Below are 18674 nucleotides of genomic sequence, written 5' to 3'. Positions count from 1 at the left end.
ATAGAGAGACAGCATTTATGGTAGTCGTATTGTTATCAGCGGGTGGTGTACTACTGAATGTCGACAGGGGTGCTCATCGTGGACGACTCTCATTTTATGCGGAATTTACTGCGCCAAATTTTGGAACAGGACTACCGCATCGTCGGAGAGGCGTCCAACGGCGCCGAAGCAGTCAAACTGTACAAAGAACACGACCCCGATATCGTCATGATGGACATCGTGATGCCGAAAGCAAACGGCATCAAAGCGACCGCGGCGATCAAGAAGATCGATCCGGGCGCGCAGGTCATCATGTGTACGAGTGTCGGACAGCGTGAGAAAATGAAACTCGCAGTGAAGGCTGGTGCGGACGGATACGTAACGAAACCGTTCGAAGAACACAGCGTCAGAAAGGCCCTTTCGGACGTCGTTGCGGCATGACGCGAGTACTCGTTGTCGACGACTCTCAGTTTATGCGAACAGTCATCGGCAACGCACTCACTGCGGCCGGCTACGATGTCGAGACGGCGAGCAACGGCACGGAAGCGATCGAACGCGCAGCGGCGTCTGATCCGGACGTCATCACGATGGACGTCGAAATGCCCGAGTGCAACGGGATCGACGCCGTCGAACGGATCATGGCGACGAACCCGACGCTGATCCTCATGCTCAGCGTTCACACCGACCGCGGGGCGGAAGCGACGCTCGACGCCCTCGAGCGAGGGGCGGTCGATTTTCTGCACAAACCCGACGGGTCGGACTCGCGAACGGTGACCCACCTCACCACCGAGGTCGTCGAGAAGGTCGACGAACTCGCAGCTGCCAACGCCTCATCGGTCGCACTCGCCCGCGCCGCCGCGTCCGCATACGCGACGCGTTCGGCGTCGGCTCGTGTCGCCGATACGAGCGCGGCGAGTCGAGCGGTCGCTGGCGGCGAGGCTGAGGCGGGGACCGGCGCCGATACCGAGCCGTCGACCGGAAGCGAACGGGCACACAGCCCACCGGCGGGTCCCGACCTCGAGACGGCTGCCACCGCTGGTCCGAGGGCCGAATCAACGGAGTCCGTCACCGACGTCACTCGATCGCTGGGTGGCTTCGAGGACGACCTCGCGGCGCACCCGACGATCGTCATCGGTGCGTCGACCGGCGGGCCGAAGATCGTCGAAGGGCTGTTCGACCGCTTGCCGATCGACCTCAACGCGAAAGTTCTCGTCGTCCAGCACATGCCCGCGGAGTTTACCGAACGCTTCGCCGAGCGCCTCGACGCACGCAGCGAGTACGACGTTCGTGAGGCAGCCGACGGCGACCTGCTTCGTCCCGGCGAGGCAGCGGTCGCCCCGGGCGACGCGCATCTCGAGGTGGCAAGCAACGTCAACGGACGGCTTCGAGTACGTCTCGACGAGGGCGAGCGGATCCATGGCGTCCGGCCGGCAATCGACGTGACGATGCGGACGGCTGCCCAGACGGTTTCGGACCGACTCTGTGGCGTTGTCCTGACCGGTATGGGTAGTGACGGTGCGGCCGGGATTGAAGCGATCAAGGCTGCCGGCGGGCACACCATCGCCCAGGACGAGGCGACGAGTCCGGTCTTTGGCATCCCCTGTCAGGCAATCGAAACGGGCTATGTCGACGCCGTCGTGCCCGTGACGGCTCTCGTCGAGGCGATCGTCGACGCGTTCAGTACGGATGGTGAGATCGATGACTGATTATCTGACCGACTTCGTCCAAGAGAGCGAAGAACGAATTACGGAGTTGAACAACGCGTTGCTCACCTTCGAGCGCGAGCCGACCAACGACGAGGCCATGGAGAGTATCTTCCGTGTCGCGCATACGCTCAAGAGCAACTGCGGGGCAATGGGCCTCGAGTCCGCGAGCGATCTCGCACACGCGATCGAAGACCTGCTCGATGCCGTCCGGCGGGACGACCTCGAGGTGACACCCGAACTGATGGACGTAATCTTCGAGGGCGTCGACGAACTCGAGACGCTGATCGACGAGGTTGCGGCCACCGGCGAGGTCCAGACCGATCCGTCGGCGACGATCGAGGCACTCCGCGCACACCTCGACGGCCAGTCCGAGGCGACGGGCGTCACGACACCATCGACCGAGGAGATCGACGCCATCCTCGAGCGAATCGATCCCCCCGCAGACGACGAACACGAGCTGTATCTGGCCCGACTCGCGCTTACGGAGCGTGACGGCGTCAACACCAGCGTGCTCGTCGTCGATGCACTGATCGATGCGTTCGAACTGCTCGGCACCGAGCCACCCCGACGCGACATCGAGGCCGGGAACGACGACGGCCGCGTCGATGCCGTCTTCGCCAGCGCGGTCGGTGAAGCCGCGATTACGTCCGGCCTCGAGCCGGTCGACGAAGTAGCGGACTTCGAACTCGTCACCGTAACGGATCGATTCGACGCGCTCGAGGAGCCCTCGGAGCCGACGCAAGCGGACGGTTCGCAATCGGCCGAGCCCGGTGACGATCTCTCCGCTGACGAGGCCAAAGCACTCGAGGTCGACGAACTGCTCGACGAGTTCGACGAGTTCGACGACTTAGACGAGATGGTCGAGGACGTCGACGACGACGATCTCGACGTGTTCGACGATATGGGCGAAGCTGGCTCGTTCGACGATCTGCTCGGCGACGATGACCTATTCGACGACGAGCAAGACGTGCCGACGGCCGACGCGGCGTCGACTGTCGTCGACGAATGGGACGAACCGAGCGATCCGGACACTGCTCCGTCGTCGGCTGCGGCCGATGACGACGTCGACGACGCCAGCGCCGTGTTCGACGAACTCAAATCCGAAGTCGAGATGGTCGGCTTCGACGAACTGCAGGACGAACTCGACGAGCTCGAGTTCGACGAGTTCGACAGCGACGACGAAGTCGAGATGGACGAACTCATCGGTGAGGACGTCGACATCGACGACGACACGTTCCTCGACGAGACCGAGCCAGCCGACGACGTCGCTGCAAACGAGGTCGTCGACGACAGCTTCGGTGAGGCCGACGATGACGAAAACGACCCCGACGACGCCGCACTCGAGTCAGACGACCTCGAGTCGGAGCGGGCTGCGGAGTCGACGGCCGATGTCGAGCCGGTATCGACATCAGCCGAACCCGAAGCGGCTGCGGACGACACACCGCCAGCGGACGAACTGGACGCCACCAGTTCGCCAGCGGACGAGTCGGCGACAGCCGCAGACGAGTCAGCACTCGAGTCCGAGACGGCCGTCGACGCCACGTCGGCTGTCGACGCCGACCTCGAGGCACGGACACCAAGCGAGACGGACGACGGTCTCGAGGGCGATGACGTCGATGCGGTGGCCGACGAGGCCGACACAGCAGACTTGACTGACGGCTCCGACGAAGCGGAGTCACTCGAGGACGAAACCAATGATCCGTTCGCTGACGACGACGTCGAGAACTACACCGCGTTCACCGAGTCGGACGACGCGTTCGACGAGAGTGTGGGCGACTTCTCGACGTTCGACGAGGAGTTCGATGACGGTTTCGACGACACGTTCGGGAAGGACGTCGACGACGGATTTGATGACGCGTTCGCCGATGACGTCTTCGGCGACGACGACTTCGACGACGCATTCGGCGACGACTTCGATCCCGACGACACCGGTGAAACGGAGCCGACCACGTTTTCGCAGTCTTCCACGGAATCGTTCGGTGACGATTCAGCCGAAGCGAAAGACGAGGCTGACGACGACGTCGTCAGACGGATCGATGAACCGACGTTCGAGATTCCGGAGATTACGGTTCCGGAAACAGCCGATCGGTCCGATGCCGACGAGCAATCCGATGAGAGTCAGTCGATCAGGGTCGACGTCGACCAGATCGATTCGTTGCTCACGCTCGTCGAGGGGCTGGTCACGACACGCGTCCGACTCCGAGACGCCGTGACCGACGGCGGTGACACGGCCGCACTCGAGGCCGAACTCGACGATCTCTCGGATCTGACCACGGAACTGCAGGAGACGGTGATGGACGTCCGACTCGTGCCACTCGAGACGGTGACGAACCGGCTTCCGCGCGTGGTTCGTGACATCGCTCGAGAGCAGGACAAAGCGGTCGAGTTCGAAATAACCGGTGAGGACGTCGAACTCGATCGCAGTATTCTCGATCGAATCGGCGATCCGCTGACTCACCTGATCCGCAACGCCGTCGATCACGGCATCGAACTGCCCGAAGAGCGCGAGGCAGCCGGAAAACCCGAAACTGGAACCGTCGAAGTTCACGCCGAGCGCTCGCGTGACAGCGTGACGATTACGGTCGAAGACGACGGGAGCGGGCTCGATCCGGACCGGCTTCGATCGGAGGCCGTCGACGCCGGCGTCCTCTCCGAATCAGAGGCCGCCGCGTTGTCGGACGATGACGCTGCAGATCTCATCTTCCATTCCGGACTCTCGACGACCGACGAGATCACGGACGTCAGCGGCCGCGGCGTCGGGATGGACGTCGTCAAGCGAACGATCGAGGACCTCGAGGGGACCGTCTCGATCGACAGCGATCCCGGCGAGGGAACGCGTGTGACGATGACGCTTCCAGTGACGGTGGCAATCGACGACGTGCTCTTCCTCGAAAGCGGCGGCGAGGAGTTCGGTGTCCCGACGAAAGCCGTCCTGGACATCGAACCCGCCGACAGACTGGAACAGGTCGACGGCCACGCCGCCTTGCCCGAAGACGACGACGCGTATTCGGTGATCCAACTCGACGACGCACTCGAGACGCCTCGAGCTGGGGACAACGGCGACGGGATGCTCGTCCGTATTCGAGACGACATCCGGCCGGTCGTGTTACACTGTGACCGCGTCCACGGGCAACAGGAGGTCGTCGTCAAGCCGTTCGAGGGGTTCATGGGCGGTATTCCGGGGCTCAGCGGTGCGACGGTACGGGGGCGGGGAGAAGTAGTCAACATCTTAGATGTGACGACACTATGACAATAAATCAACACCCACACCCACGGAGGAATTCATGACGCTAATGGTCGATATTCGAAAGCTGAGCTTTATCAACGAAATGGCAAAAGTCGGGACGAACGGCGTCGCCGACAACATGAGCAAACTGACGGGCGAAAACGCCCAGATGGAGGTCACGAAGACGAACTTCATCGACGTCGACGATATCGAGTCACAACTCGATTCCGGAAAGCGAGTCGGCGTTCGCGTCCGACTGCTCGATCCGCCCCACGGACACATTCTCATCCTCTTTCCGGAGGCGAGCGCGAAGAAAATCACGGCAATCATGCTGCGTGACGTCGTCGACGACATCTCCGACGTTTCTGGCAAGATGGCCAGAAGCGCCGTCGAAGAGATGGGCAACATGATGGCGAGTGGCTTCATCGACGGCTGGGCCGACGTGCTCGGTCGCGCCATCGATATCGCAGCCCCTCAACTCGTCTACGCACAGACGGGTGAGGTCGTCACCCGAACGGCAAACCTCGGCAACGACGACCTCGCGCTGTTTTTCGACTCGGATCTGACCGTGCCGAGCTATCAGATCGAGGCCGAGATCTATGCGTTCCCCGAGTTAGCGGAGTTCGTCGAAATGGTCAACAACATGGAAACGCCGACAACATGAAACTCGACGTCAACGCACTCGGTACGTTCTACCAGATGGCTCGAGAGGGGGCTGGCCTCGCCGCGGGTCGACTGACTCACATGACCGGCGTCGAGACGCAAGTCGGCGTCACGAAGCTCAACTTCATGCGCGGCCAAGAGATCCGTCGCGATTTCGAAGATGCGACGGAGAAAGTCGGCGTCCGAGTCAAACTGACCGGTGCTATCGAGGGGTACTCGATGATCGTCTTCGAGCGAGAGAGCGCGTTTCGAATCATCGAAACGCTGCTCGCGGAGTCGAATTCCGATGCTATCGACGTCGCCGACAGCGAGTTCGACGAGATGACCAAAAGCGCCGCAACCGAAGCCGGCCACATCATGAACAGCGGGTTCGTCGACGGGTGGGCCGACGTTCTGGAAGCGGTTATCGACGTCTCGACGCCCGAATTCGTCGAAGGCCAGTCTGCCGAACTCTTTTTCGACGGCATCGACGAGACGCCCGACGACGACGACCTCGCCTTGCTCTTTCAAAGTCGAATCGAAACTGTCGGCACCGAAATCGGCTTCAGTCACTACCTCTTTCCCAAACGGAAGTCGATGTCGTCGCTGCTCGATCGCCTGCGAACCAGCGGCGGCATCGAGTACGACAAACTCGACGGCTTCGACCGCATGGCCGAACAAGGCGCCGAAGAGATCGCCAACACGGCGACGACGCTGACCGGCATCGACACCAGCGTCGAGATTCGCCGGCTCAACTTCGTCTCACTCGAGACGATCCCTGAACAGTTGCCCGACGAAACGCTGGTTGGTGTCGCATTCGAGTTCGACGGGTTGCCGAGTGGCTATCTCCTCTTTCTGTTCGACGAGGAGTCGGCCCACGAAATCGTCGATGCAATGGTCCCGATGGACGTCGAGGAGGACGGCTTCGGCGAGATGGGGACGAGTGCGATTACCGAACTCGGCAACATCATGGCCAGCGGCTTCCTCGACGGCTGGGCGAATGTCTTGGATACGACCATCGACCACTCCCCACCGGAGTTCATCCACGATATCGGTGCCGCGGCCGTCGATCCGGTGATCATCCAACTCGGAGAGAACCAAGAGTTTACGTTCGTCTTCGACACCGTCGTCACGGCCGATGGCCGGGAGTTCGACTGTGAAGTGTACGCGATCCCGGACGAAGACGACTTGGAGCGTGCGCTGAATGACCTCGACGTCGATCGAATCGAGGACGCGCCGACGACGGCCGAATTTCAGGAACTCGATAACACATGAAGACGTACGGAAGCGAGCCAGGTGCACCGACACCGGTGCAGGTCGGAATCTCCGAACTGGTCGTCAGCGACGGCGACGACACGCTCAAATCCTACGGGCTGGGCTCGTGTCTCGCGATCGCACTGTACGACCCGGACAGCGACATCGGCGGTCTCGCACACGTCATGTTACCGGACGGTGACGCTGCCGAAAACAGCGATCGGAAACCCGGCAAGTACGCCGACACCGCGATCCGAGCGCTGCTCCGACGGATGGTCGAACAAGGAGCCAGCTACATCGCCGTCGAAGCGAAAATCGCCGGCGGCAGCGATATGTTCGAGTTCGAGAGCTTCGGCGAAGGCGTCGGCCAGCGAAACATCGCCGCAGCCAGAGACGAACTCGAGAAACTCGGCGTTCCGCTCGTCGCCGAAGACGTCGGCGGAGAGCACGGTCGAACCGTCGAGTTCACGCCCGGAACGGGGACACTGGTCGTCAAGACTGCCAACGAAGATGCCGATAACGGAGTGCTAGAGCTGTGAGCGACGACTTCGAGGAGCTGTTGACGTACGTCGAAGACGAACTGGCGTTCGCGACCAGTCACTACAACGACAGCTATCTCGACCGGCGGATCTCCTCGCGGATGCGTCGGACCCAGAGCAACACGTACGCGGACTACCTCGAGACGCTTCGAGACGATCCCGTCGAAGGAGACGCACTCCTCGATGCGCTGAGCATCAACGTCACCGGTTTCTTTCGCAATCCCAACGTCTGGGCGGGGATCCGTGAGGTACTGGCGTCGCTTACCGACGCCAACGACACTGTTCGCGTCTGGAGCGCTGCGTGTGCGGACGGCCGCGAACCGTACTCGGTATCGATGCTCGCCCACGACACGCCGGCAATCGACGAGTCCGCCGTCCGCATTCTCGGGACCGACATCAGCGAACCGGCGCTCGAGACGGCCAGAAACGGCGTCTACGAGGCGTCTCGAACTGTCGACATCGACGAGCAACTCGACTTTCTCGACGACTACAGCGCGTACGTCGACCGGGATGGCCGCACTTTTCGGATTAACGACGGTATCAAACACAACGTCACCTTCGAACGCCACGACCTGATCAACGACGAGCCCAAAACGGGGTTCGATCTCGTGATCTGTCGAAATCTGTTCATCTACATCGACAACGAGTACAAACAGTCGATGCTCCGAACGATCGCCCGATCGATCCGCCAGGACGGGACGCTCGTCATTGGCAAGGCCGAGACGATTCCCCCCAACCTCAAATCCGCGTTTACGGTCCGTGATGCCAGACTCCGGATCTATCACCGCGAACCGACGGAGGCCAGCGGGCTGACCCGCGAACGGTCGGAATCGACCTCACACCTGTGAGGCGACACGCCGGCGTTTCTCCGGGCGATTGCGGCGGCTGAAACACACACGGGAGCTTACATACCGGTTCGGCGAACACGCACTAGTATGAGTACCCCCGATCTGCGTGCCTTCATCAGTCGCAGCCGAGCGCTCGTCGACTCGACACCGCCGACGACAGGCCGGGAAACGCGTGCCTGGCTCGTCGATCCGTTTCTCGAGACGCTCGGCTGGGACATCCACTCCGACACGTGTATGACCGAGATGACTGTCGATGGGACCGCTCTCGAGTACGTCTGCTCGGTCGACGGGATTCCAGCCCTGTTCGTCGCTACCGAACCGTTCGACGCGTCGCTCGAGAAAGCTCGCGCCGTCTCCCTGCTCGAGACGATGGCCTGGACGGGCGTCGACCGTGCGATCTACACTAACGGCCGAACGTTTCTCTTTCTCGCCGGCACGACCGACGTCGAACAACTGGCCTGCCGTCGGTCGTCACTGCCCGATCATGAGGCCGCGCTCGCACACTACTCGCACGAGCGACTCAGTCGACATCTCGAGCACCACGCTCGGACGGATATCGCCCGTCAGCTCGCCGTCGAGCGCACGGCACTCGCCGACTCGATCGTTGCGGAACTCGTGGCGACAACCGAAGGGGGCGATGCCTACAGATCGGAGTTCGAATCCGCCGCCGACCGATTTCTCGAGCAGCTGGTCGCTTCGTTTGCCGAGACAGGTTCCGGTCGGTCAGGCGGTGCACTCGAGGCACCGACCGAATCGAACGTCTCAATCCAGTTCTCCGAGACTGAAATTTCAGACGGTGATAGCCCAGCGGTCGACCGACAGCCGGAGCCGATGGGCGACTCGAATACGAGTCACGAAGATATCGACGAAAATTCGGCCACCGAGTCAACCAAGACGTTACAGCCCTCCGAAACGGACGCCAGTGACCGAACCGACTCAGCGACACCGACGACTAGCGGTGACGATCACGCGAACGAGCCAGACGATTCGGACGCCACCGACGACGGCGAGTACGTCGTCCGATTTTTCAACGATCGGACCTCGATCGGTGCAATCGGCCATTCGAGTTCGGCCCAGGCGCTCGTCGGCGTCGCGGAGTATCTCTTCGACCGTGGCCTCTCCGGCGTGTCCGTCCCCTGGCAGCCCGACGAGGCGGCCGACGGCCGTGCCGTCCTGAACGATGCACCGACACACGCCGACGGGACGCCGATGACCGCGCCTCAGCAGCTTTCGAACGGACTCTACCTCGAGACGGCTGGCGATGTCGACACGCGGGCCGCACGCGTCGAGGCACTGGTGGCTCGAGCGGGCTTGCGGGCGATGTTGACCGGCGACTGGGAGCAATCGTAGCGCCGTCAGTACTCGAGGTCGACTTCGACGATGGTGACGACGACTCGGTCGGCAGGACACGTTCGTCTGAGATCGTCTCCGTTGTCGTTGTCCGTCCAGCCACGATCAGTGTCGAGAGTCGAGTTCCACGCGTCGTTGTATGCGGTATCGTCGTCGTCGATGGTGATGGACACGCTATCGACATCGTCGGTGTAAACCGCACTACTGCGGTTTTCGACGGACATCGTGACGCCCAGTCCGCTGCTGCTCTGGACCGACCGGTCGTCTGCCGAAATCGTAACGAGCGAGATTACCGCTGCCTCGCGATCATCGCTACACGTTATGTGGGGCTGTTTACGAACGAGACTCCAGTCTTCGGAGTCATCGCCACGGACGAGGCCACCACCCTCGTATGCGATCCGATCACCATCCGACGTATAAGCGAACTCGCCTAAATCGAGCGTTTCGCCGGTGTAGTACTGCAAGAACTCCGCGTCATCCCTGTCAGAAATTGACCTGTTCTCATCATCTTTCTCGATCAAAATGTCGAGATTGGTTCCACTGTCACTCGATCTGACAGCCCCACCCCGCAACGAGAGTTCACCGTAGCGTTGGTTGACGCCGTTGTACCGGATGATGTCGTTGAAATTGGATGCGAGGGCATCCATCGCCCGCTCGGCGTTGACGAGTTGTTCGGTTTCCTGATAGTCGTCCATCGCCTGAAACCCGGTCGAGTACAGGATACCGACGGAGCCGAGGATAATCGCGAAGACGAGGACGAAGGCGACGACTTCGGAGACTGCCCGGTCGGTCGTGGCCGGTGTGTCTCGTCGCATCAGTTCACCGCCTCCAGTTCGATGCCGTCATCCTCGTCCTCGTATTTGATCTCGATCGTCCCGCCTCGAACGGACTGCAGTTCTTTGATCCGTTCTCCGTCGACTGCGACGGGTACGTAGACGACGACGTCGACGTCTTGGGCCGTGAGCCGTAGACAGGCAGTTGAATCGGATTCCTCGAGCAGCGAGGCGTCCTCCTCGCTACAGTCGTCGCGCAACTCGACGGTGTATCTCGAGTTTGCGACCGACCGCGGCTGCTCCGCCGTGATCGTCACCGTGTCATCGCTGTCGGCTACGATCCGATCGACATTGTCGATGTCGCCGGCCAACCGTTCGCCGATGGTCTCGAGTGACGTCTGCGTCGACCGTTCGGTCTCCGTGTCCAGCATCGTACTCCCGGACATCAACAGCATGGCGATGAGGATCGTCGTAATCCCAATCGTCAGGACGTGCGTGAGCGCGATCGACATCCCGCGGTCCGTCCCGCTGTGGGTCCGTCGGATCATGATGGACACGCCTCCGGGTTGACGTCGACCGTTCGTTCGTACCTGAGGTCGTTGGTGTCGTACGTAATCGTGACTGTCAGATCACCATCCAGTATGACGTTATCCCCATCGAGGGTGAACTCAGCATCGTCGTCGATAGCCACCACTGCTGGCCTCGAGTGGGCTGTCGCGTTCCGATATCGTTCGTCGAACGTTTCGACGTTTGTTTCCCAGTAGTCGTCTACCGCCTCAGTACCACTCTCTGTCAGATCGCCATTATTTTCCAAGTCCTCTCCTTCTAAATCGGTTATCGATACATCATCCTCTACCTCGGCGGCCAAACACGCAACTCCCTGTTTGACCTCAAGTTCGGTCGCTTCGGCGGTGGTCGCGCTCTGATCTGTCTCGGCCGACGAGAGCGTCTCGGTGTAGACGACGCCGTTGAAGACGACGACGACGCCGAGAATGATGAACGCAAGTGCGATTGCACCGATGAGGATCACCTGTCCTCTATCGGAACGGCCGTCGTCGCGATCACGCCGTCGGTTTCGAAGACGATCAATCACCATACTGACACGCGCACCTCCACCACGTTGTAGATCTCGGAGTCATCATCACCGTCATCCTCAGTTCCTCTAGCAATCGGATAGTTGTCACTTCCACCGACGTCGCTGTCACTCTCCAGTAGATCGTCATCTTCAAACAACGTCACCATGTAACTCGCCGTCACGGCTTCTGATTCGCCCTGATAGACGAGATACTCGCTTTCGTGCACCCCTCGGCTTTCGTTCCAGTAGACGAGTTCGACGTTGTAACTCAGTCCGCGTTCGGTGAACCGATCGGCAAGAATCTCTCCGAGAACGAACTCCTCGTAGAGTTCCGTCTGACTCGAGGCGTTGTAGTACCCCGGTACATCGTCGCTTTCACTCGCATTGTGGAACTCCCCGTTATCTCCTTCAGTGTCGTTCCAGTAGCGAACCATCTCGGAGAGATTCTTTTTTCCATCGTGGTCTGCCGTCGCAGCGACCACCAGCGCATCCTGTGTCTCCTGTTGCACCTGTGATTTGACCGTTCGGTCCGTCAACCCGCCGGTCGTCGGCGTAATGACGACCGACTGCAACGCCAACAGCAGCGCCATCAGGACGACCATCGCACTGATGAACCCCTCGAGGGTGTAGGCCTGTCCTCGATCAGTCGAACTACTGTCTCTCATTCTATCACCAGATCCTCACAACGAGCCGGCACGCTGTTTCACAGCCGTCTGGGTTGTCCTCGAGCGTCACGATTCGAGCCGAACTGGCGGCTGACTGGTCGGTATACTCGTCACCGATAACCAGATCGTCGACGGTCTCACTCTCGTCGAGATATTCGATACGTACGTTCACTCGATCGCCCGCTGTCCGAAGGCCGACGGTATCGCCGATTTTCTCGGAATTATCGATCTCTTCGAAGTCGTCGCTATCGATCGAATTCGGTTCGTCGGCGTCCTCCGACAGGTGGTCGACCAGTCGATCCGCGATCCGGTCTGCCTGTGCCGTCTGTCCACCGCTGACCGACGAGTCGAACGGCGTCAGGATCGTCGGCAGAAACGAGAACACGAAGGCGACGGCCAGAATGAACACACCGATCCCGATCGCGAAATCCTGCGTGGTCTGGCCACGATCACGAAGCGAGAGCGAGACCGTCCGTTGACGGCGACCTCGAGTGCGCTTCGATCCGTTCTGCGTTCGTTTTCGGCTCATTTCAGGCCACCAGCGTCCAGCCGACGAGTGCGATCGTTGCCAGTGCAACGGCATACTTCAGCCCACTCAGCAGGTCGGCGTCCCGGATGTAGCCACAGATGAACCCGGAGATGATCGCCTGCATCGTCACGGCGTGGAAGAACAACACGGCCAGCATATCGACCTGAATGTTCTCGCTCAGGTCGGCCTGTGCGAGCTCACCACCGCCACCCGAATCGCTGCTGGTCGACTCGAGGCCGGCCATGGTGTCGATGAACTGGGTCTTGAGGATCGCGATCACCGCGAGCACGGTCATGAACGTCATGATGATAATCACGACCTGCATCCGCGTGCGGGATTTGCGCTCGCGTTCGATATCGTCGTGGTTCTCGCTGGCGCGGGCGGCGGTCCGGAGGACGTCCGAAATCTGGTTCGACGCCTCCTGGGCTTCGGTAATCAGTCGGGTCGTCCGAGCGAGTCGCGGGATGTGGTATTTGTTGTTAAATTCGATGAACGCCTGTTTCAGGCCCGTTCCGTAGTTGACTTTCGTGTGCATCATCTCGAACTCGCGGGCCAGTTTGCCGCTCGTCGTCTCCGAAACCGCCTTGAGCGACTCGAGCAGCGTCAGCCCGGTGTCGTTCGAACTCGAGAGTTTCCGAAGGTCTTCGGAGAGTTGACTGACGACGGCGTTTCTGTGACGGACGTTCCACTCGCGGAAGATTGCGAGCGGAATTGCCATCACGTACAGCGGCACGTAGACGTAGATGAACGTCCCCCAGACGGCGTTGCCGAGCAGCTGGTCCCACGACGTCGGTGCCGCGCCGCTGACCATCGCCGTGGCGACGATCACGAGCGAGGCGGGCAGCGTCAACGCGAGCGTAAACAGGGGGTTGTCTCGGAAGAAAATGTGTGGCCGCTGGAGGACCTCTTTCGTCTCGTAGGTTCCTTCGCGGTTTTTGATACGGTCGAAGACGCTGTACTCGCCCGTGAACTGCTCGACGAGCCCGAGGTTCAACAGGCCCTGATCTCGCTGGGTTTCGATGCGCTGTTCCGTCTTCCCCATCGAGAGATAACCGTCGCCCGGCTCGTCGTGTTTGACCGTCGAAACCAGGACGAGAAACGCGATGCCGATTAGTGGAATCAGCCCGTAAACGGTCATATACAGCATCTGATTCGTCACGTCCGCCTGCGGGATCATCTGCATGACGACCATGATGATGATCAACAGCAGCGGAAACAGCGACAGCGTCATGTACATTTCGCCGAACAGTTCGAGCGTCTCGAGGGTGAGTTCCTGTTCCTGTTTGGCCGTTCGCAGGTGTTTTTCCTTTTTGTCCTCGAGGAAACTTTCCATGTCGCCGCCGCTGTTGACGATCGAGAGCATGTCGGTCAGGAACTGCGAGAGTTCGTCGCTCGGCGTCTCGAGGGCCTGCTTTCTGATCGCGGTTCGGTAGTCGATATCGAAGTATTCGGTCTCTTTGACGATGCTCTGAAACTCCATCGCCACCTCGCCGTAGGTGTCGTCGGCCTGGGCCATCGCCTCGATGATCTCGAGTTGGTTCAGGCCGCCGACAGACAGCGCGTACATGAACGACACCGAATCGGTCAGGAGCATGTTGATCTCGCGCTTGCGAGTCGACGCACGCGAGTAGGGGATCGCGACCAGTGAGCCGAAGCCGATCCCGAAGCCGATCGAGCCGAAGACGAGGCCGGTGACGAAGATAAGTGCCGGCACTCGAAGCGTTTCGATGAGCGTGAGAACCGTCTCGCTGCTGACGGGGAAGCCGATGATTACGTCGACCTGAATGAGCCCGGTCGCGAACAGCCCGTAGCCGAGCAGGAGGCCGAGCAGCCAGAGTGCCAGCCCGCTGATGAAGCCGATGCCGAGGGCTCGAGAGAGGTAGAGTTCGACCGTATCGGTCATTCGAGCCTGTGCGAGTTTCGTCTCGACGTCGCCGACGAACTCGCTATCCTCGCTGAACAGCCGGTCGTACAGGGGGTAGAACGTCTCACCTAAAACGTCCGAGCCACTCGAGAGGCTGCCGGCTCCGCCGCTGTTGTCGGTTCGCAAGCTCATGCGTCGGTCTCCTCGTCACGATCGTCGTTCGCCTCGTCACCGTCTGCCTCATCGCTTCGTCTGAAAATCGACTCGTCCGTCTCGGCCGGTGTGTTACTGTCGTCGAACAACGAGCCGTCGTCCGTCGTCTCCGCCTCGTCGTCGGAGAAGATCGAGACGTCGTCACTGGCGAAAATCGAGTCGGTGCTATCGGTGTTAGCTTCGGATGCGGTCTCGCCGTCGGCTTCCACATCTGAGTCGCGCTCGGCTTCCGTGTCGATGTTCGTTTCCGACTCGTCCGTGGCGTCTGCGTCGGGGTCCGGAATATCGATCGTTACCTCCAGGTCTGCCGGTGGCGACTCGACTGCGTCATCGGTTGCCGTGTCGTCGTCCAACTCGTCCGCATCGGATGTCCGCTCGTCCGCCTCGGTCGGCTCGAGTTGGTCGCTGAAATCACCGACCGCATCGTCGGCCGACTCGGGATCGAAAATCGACTCGAACTCATCGTCTTGGAACATCGACTCGGGGTCGTTGTCGGTAGTGTCCGCGCGCGACGCAGCCTCCGGTGGCGCGCCCTCGCCAGTTTCGAGTGTGTCGACGGTCTCGTCGATGTCATCGAACAGCCCGCCGAGCTCGTCTGGGGTGTCGGTGGCGTCTGCAGGGCCGGGCGTCGAAGCGGTATCGTCGTCCAGATCGGTCGGTTCCGTCGAGTCGACGGTCGGCGTTTCGGAGGTCGTCTCCACGGTGGCCGGGTGCTCGTCTGCGTCTGCATCCGACTGCGACGAGTCGGTCTCCGACCTCGCTGCAGGGAGGGCCCCCTCCGCCACTGGCTCGTCCGTGGTGGCCTCGCCGCCAGCCGTGGGCCCGTCTTGATCCACGGGGCTCGAGTTGTCACCGGCGTCGTCGGGCGTCGCAGTGTCGGCCGTAGCCTCGGCGCTTGACTCGAGGTCCGCGCCAGCGTCGCTGATGTCGAAGCCGGAGTCATCGCTGAGCCACGCGGGTTCGTCGGTGTCGCCGCCAGAATCAGCGCCGAACGCGGTCGAACTGTTCCCGAGTTCCCACGTCTCTTCGTCGATGGTGCCGTCGACCTCGCCGGCGAACTCGAACTCGTCGGTATCGGCGCGGTCGACCTCGACCGTTTCTTCCACTTCGACCCCGCCAAGTGCGCTGGCGAGACCGCTCGGAACCTTCCCGCGGTACTCCTCGAACAGCGACTCCTCGGCTCGCTCTAAGAGATCCATCGAGAGGTTGTAGGTCTCGTCGGTCGCCTCGGGTCGGGGCACGAGTTCCTCTTTTTCCTGATCCACGTCGATCAGGACGCTTTCCATCTCGCGTAAGTCCTCGAGGCTGTCCTCGAGGTAGCCGTTCGCGATGAGCGTCAGGATCGTGTCCGGATCGTTGATAAACGCCTGGACGGTCGCGGCGACCTCCGCGTACGTGTTGAGCCCGTTTTTGATGAGGTAGGCGATGATGACCTCGCGTTTGAACAGTTCCTCCTCGAGTTTCTCTTTGCTCCAGCCGCGGTCGAACTGGATCTCCTCTAAGGTGTTCGAGTCCCCCATCTTGAGGAACTCGTCGGTTTCGGCCTGCCACTGGTAGACGTCCTGAACGTTGATCTCGTCGTGTTCGGCCTCGTAGTGGTTGATTTCGGTTAGTGACTTGTTCCGACGCACCTTCCGCCCCTGTACCCGGGTCTGGGTCTGGATCGAGACCAGATCCAACGCCGTAAACATCGTCTTCGAGACGTTGATCGGGTCCGTCGTGAAGCGTTTGAGAACTTCGTCGACGGAGTCGGCGTGGAACGTCGTGTAGGTGGTGTGCCCCGTCGACATGACCTGAAACAGCGTTCGACCTTCTTCACCACGGATCTCACCCATCACGATGTAGTCGGGTCGCTGCCGTAGTGCGGCCTCGAGCAAGTCGAACTCGTCGACGTCACCCTGCTCGTCGTCGGCAAAAGACGGGCGCGTGACGCTCGCGATCCAGTTTCGCTGTGGGAGTTCGACCTCGCGGGTGTCCTCGATGGAGACGATCTTCGCGCTGCTCGGGATAAACAGTGAGACAGCGTTCAGCGAGGTCGTCTTCCCGGATGCCGTCCCGCCGGCGAAGATCAGGCTCTTGTGGTTCTCGATAGCGAGCCAGAGAAACGCCATCTCATCGAGGCTGAACGTATTCCAGTTGATGAGGTCGATCGGGGTGAACGGAACGTCCTTGAACTGCCGGATAGTGTAGTTGGTCCCGTGGTCGGAAACCTCCTGCCCCAATGTCAACTGCGCACGCGATCCGTCGGGGAGTGTCGCGTCGACCTGCGGGAGACGTTTACTGATCCCCTTGCCCGAGCGCTGTGCAAGTTTGACGACGAAGTCGTCGAGTTCGTCCTTGCCGTGGTAGATGTTCGAGATGATCTGTTCGTACTCCGAGTGGTAGACGAAGACGGGCGAGTTGTAGCCGTCGACGGAAATGTCCTCGACGTTGATGTCGTGTTTGATACCGTCGATACGCTCGTAGCCGATGAAATTACGCTTGAGCAAGTACAGCAGTTTCTCGACTTGATACTCCGAGAGCGTGTCCGGATCGTCCTCGAGAATCGCCGGTTCGGGCCGTACCGAGATTCCCTCGAGCGGGTCGGGGCCGGATTCCACCTCGTCGTCCTCGTCGTCGTCATCGAGCAACGTCTGTAGCGTCTCGAGGAGGCTCTTTTGGGTCCCGCCTGACGCCTGTTCGAAGAGATCGTACCGTTTCAGCAAGCGCCGGGTTTCCTCTTCGATCACGGTTCGGCGACCGTCCTCGGTCGCTTTCTCTTTGATCCCGTCCTCGGAGTACTTGATCGCCGTCCTGAGTTTGCCCGAGAGGAACTCCTGAAGTTCCTGCTCGATCTCGTTTCGGTACGGCTCGATCATGTAGTACTTCTTCTCGTTTTCCTTCTCGGAGTGGAAGATGACCACACAGGCGTAGGGTTTGTTCACCCAGTAGCGCTCGACTTCCCGAAAGTGGGTCTTCTTGTCCATCGGGACCGCCTTCTCGAGGTCGTAGCGGTTGGTGACGGTCGTGTTGCCCGTGGCCGTCGAGAAGAAGTCGTCTTCGTCGATATCCGCCTGGACGTTGACGGTTCGTTCCTCGACGAGTTCGTCCAACACCATCGCGGCCTCGTCGCCGGCGAACAGTCGCTGTTCGATGGTGTCCGGATCGAAACCGAGCGCGTCTTCCTTGTCGTGGCGGATGATCTCGCCGTTTGCATCGCGCGGGCGGGAGCCGTCGTCCTCGTAGTAGTACTCCCATTTGTAGTGTTCCCACGTCCAGACGTCTTTCGTGACGGGTGTCGTCTCCGGATCGACGTACTCGAGAAAGATTTTCCACAGCGTTTCGGCGTTCGGTTTCGCCGGGTCAGCGATGACCGACTCGAGCGTGTCCGGATGTCTGCCGAGATACGCTTCGGGATCGAAGTCGACTCGGGCCCAGTCGTCACCACGCGGGACCGTCGGTTCGACCGGTTCGTCGGTATCGAGTCCGAGTTGATCGTCGGCTGCAGGTTCGGGATCATCGGGATAGAGCGTAGAAACTTCGTCGCCGTAGCCGTGGTCCGCCATGAAGTCTGCCCACGTGTACTCACCGACGCGGACGCCCGAATCCGTGTCCGACTCGTGGGATGTTCGGTCTTCCGACACCGATTCAGATGCCTCGCCCTCAGAAAATTTCCCGGCATCTGATTGATCGCCCTCGTCAATAGCCATTGAAATCAACCTATCTTTCCCCCTTCAAAAAAGTCACGTGCATATTACCACATCTGATAACCTCGGCAAGGAGCCCTACACGTTCTGATACGAAGGCACGGTCGAACGTCGATCGTCGCCACCCGAATCTCCAACTGTTCGATGGTACTGCGGAATGGCAGACTAGATTAATTAATAGTACACTGGTACGAAGTCGCTCTGGTGGCTAATCGAGACACAACCCTCACCGATCAAAGCGTAGTGACACTGAATTTCCCAATAGTGATTACGATACTATATGTATTTTAAATAAACATAATTTATTTATATTCACCATACAGAG

At 60.4% G+C, this 18674-nt stretch carries 15 protein-coding genes; 8 read left to right on the top strand and 7 right to left on the bottom strand.

What is annotated here, in order from left to right:
• The first annotated feature begins 57 nt into the window (after nucleotides 1-57).
• The 8 genes from cheY to GCU68_RS10710 all read left to right on the top strand — a co-directional run bounded on the left by cheY (nucleotide 58) and on the right by GCU68_RS10710 (nucleotide 9544).
• Nucleotides 58-420 (top strand): chemotaxis protein CheY, encoded by a 363-nt coding sequence (gene cheY, locus GCU68_RS10745; RefSeq protein WP_152941489.1) that lies wholly within the window; start codon nucleotides 58-60, stop codon nucleotides 418-420.
• The gene (gene cheB, locus GCU68_RS10740; RefSeq protein ID WP_152941487.1) at nucleotides 417-1685 is read left to right on the top strand and encodes a chemotaxis-specific protein-glutamate methyltransferase CheB; all 1269 of its coding nucleotides are present in this window, start codon (nucleotides 417-419) and stop codon (nucleotides 1683-1685) included. The genes cheY and cheB overlap by 4 nt, the downstream gene beginning before the upstream one ends.
• Nucleotides 1678-4935, top strand: coding sequence for an ATP-binding protein (locus GCU68_RS10735; protein ID WP_152941485.1), 3258 nt, complete (start codon nucleotides 1678-1680; stop codon nucleotides 4933-4935). The genes cheB and GCU68_RS10735 overlap by 8 nt, the downstream gene beginning before the upstream one ends.
• Before the next feature lie 34 nt (nucleotides 4936-4969).
• A complete protein-coding gene (locus GCU68_RS10730; protein WP_152941483.1) occupies nucleotides 4970-5575 on the top strand; it encodes a chemotaxis protein CheC in 606 nt (201 codons plus the stop codon).
• Entirely contained in the window at nucleotides 5572-6828 is a 1257-nt protein-coding gene (locus GCU68_RS10725; RefSeq protein ID WP_152941482.1) for a chemotaxis protein CheC, read from the top strand. The genes GCU68_RS10730 and GCU68_RS10725 overlap by 4 nt, the downstream gene beginning before the upstream one ends.
• Entirely contained in the window at nucleotides 6825-7346 is a 522-nt protein-coding gene (locus GCU68_RS10720) for a chemotaxis protein CheD (protein WP_152941480.1), read from the top strand. The genes GCU68_RS10725 and GCU68_RS10720 overlap by 4 nt, the downstream gene beginning before the upstream one ends.
• A complete protein-coding gene (locus tag GCU68_RS10715; protein WP_152941478.1) occupies nucleotides 7343-8194 on the top strand; it encodes a CheR family methyltransferase in 852 nt (283 codons plus the stop codon). Before GCU68_RS10720 ends, GCU68_RS10715 begins: the two co-directional genes overlap by 4 nt.
• Nucleotides 8195-8281: 87 nt before the next feature.
• A complete protein-coding gene (locus tag GCU68_RS10710; RefSeq protein WP_152941476.1) occupies nucleotides 8282-9544 on the top strand; it encodes a hypothetical protein in 1263 nt (420 codons plus the stop codon).
• Between the two features lie 5 nt (nucleotides 9545-9549).
• Here GCU68_RS10710 and GCU68_RS10705 read toward each other — a convergent pair whose 3' ends face one another.
• From GCU68_RS10705 to GCU68_RS10675, 7 genes are read right to left on the bottom strand one after another with little or no spacing between them, the layout of a single operon-like run.
• The gene (locus GCU68_RS10705) at nucleotides 9550-10359 is read right to left on the bottom strand and encodes a DUF7289 family protein (protein WP_152941474.1); all 810 of its coding nucleotides are present in this window, start codon (nucleotides 10357-10359) and stop codon (nucleotides 9550-9552) included.
• Nucleotides 10359-10865, bottom strand: coding sequence for a DUF7266 family protein (locus GCU68_RS10700; protein WP_152941472.1), 507 nt, complete (start codon nucleotides 10863-10865; stop codon nucleotides 10359-10361). Before GCU68_RS10700 ends, GCU68_RS10705 begins: the two co-directional genes overlap by 1 nt.
• On the bottom strand, nucleotides 10862-11413 hold the full coding sequence (locus GCU68_RS10695; protein ID WP_152941470.1) for a hypothetical protein: 552 nt from the start codon (nucleotides 11411-11413) through the stop codon (nucleotides 10862-10864). Before GCU68_RS10695 ends, GCU68_RS10700 begins: the two co-directional genes overlap by 4 nt.
• Nucleotides 11407-12057, bottom strand: coding sequence for a DUF7288 family protein (locus GCU68_RS10690; RefSeq protein ID WP_152941468.1), 651 nt, complete (start codon nucleotides 12055-12057; stop codon nucleotides 11407-11409). Before GCU68_RS10690 ends, GCU68_RS10695 begins: the two co-directional genes overlap by 7 nt.
• A gap of 4 nt (nucleotides 12058-12061) precedes the next feature.
• Nucleotides 12062-12586, bottom strand: a complete 525-nt coding sequence (locus GCU68_RS10685; protein WP_152941466.1) for a DUF7287 family protein — start codon at nucleotides 12584-12586, stop codon at nucleotides 12062-12064.
• Between the two features lies 1 nt (nucleotide 12587).
• Entirely contained in the window at nucleotides 12588-14642 is a 2055-nt protein-coding gene (locus GCU68_RS10680) for a type II secretion system F family protein (protein WP_152941463.1), read from the bottom strand.
• On the bottom strand, nucleotides 14639-18352 hold the full coding sequence (locus GCU68_RS10675; protein ID WP_152941462.1) for a type II/IV secretion system ATPase subunit: 3714 nt from the start codon (nucleotides 18350-18352) through the stop codon (nucleotides 14639-14641). The genes GCU68_RS10680 and GCU68_RS10675 overlap by 4 nt, the downstream gene beginning before the upstream one ends.
• Between the last annotated feature and the right edge of the window lie 322 nt (nucleotides 18353-18674).

This window comes from Natronorubrum aibiense, from assembly GCF_009392895.1.
GTDB lineage: Archaea > Halobacteriota > Halobacteria > Halobacteriales > Natrialbaceae > Natronorubrum > Natronorubrum aibiense.
Note: the sequence above shows the minus strand (reverse complement) of the source record. Positions and strands in the feature narration are given on the sequence as shown.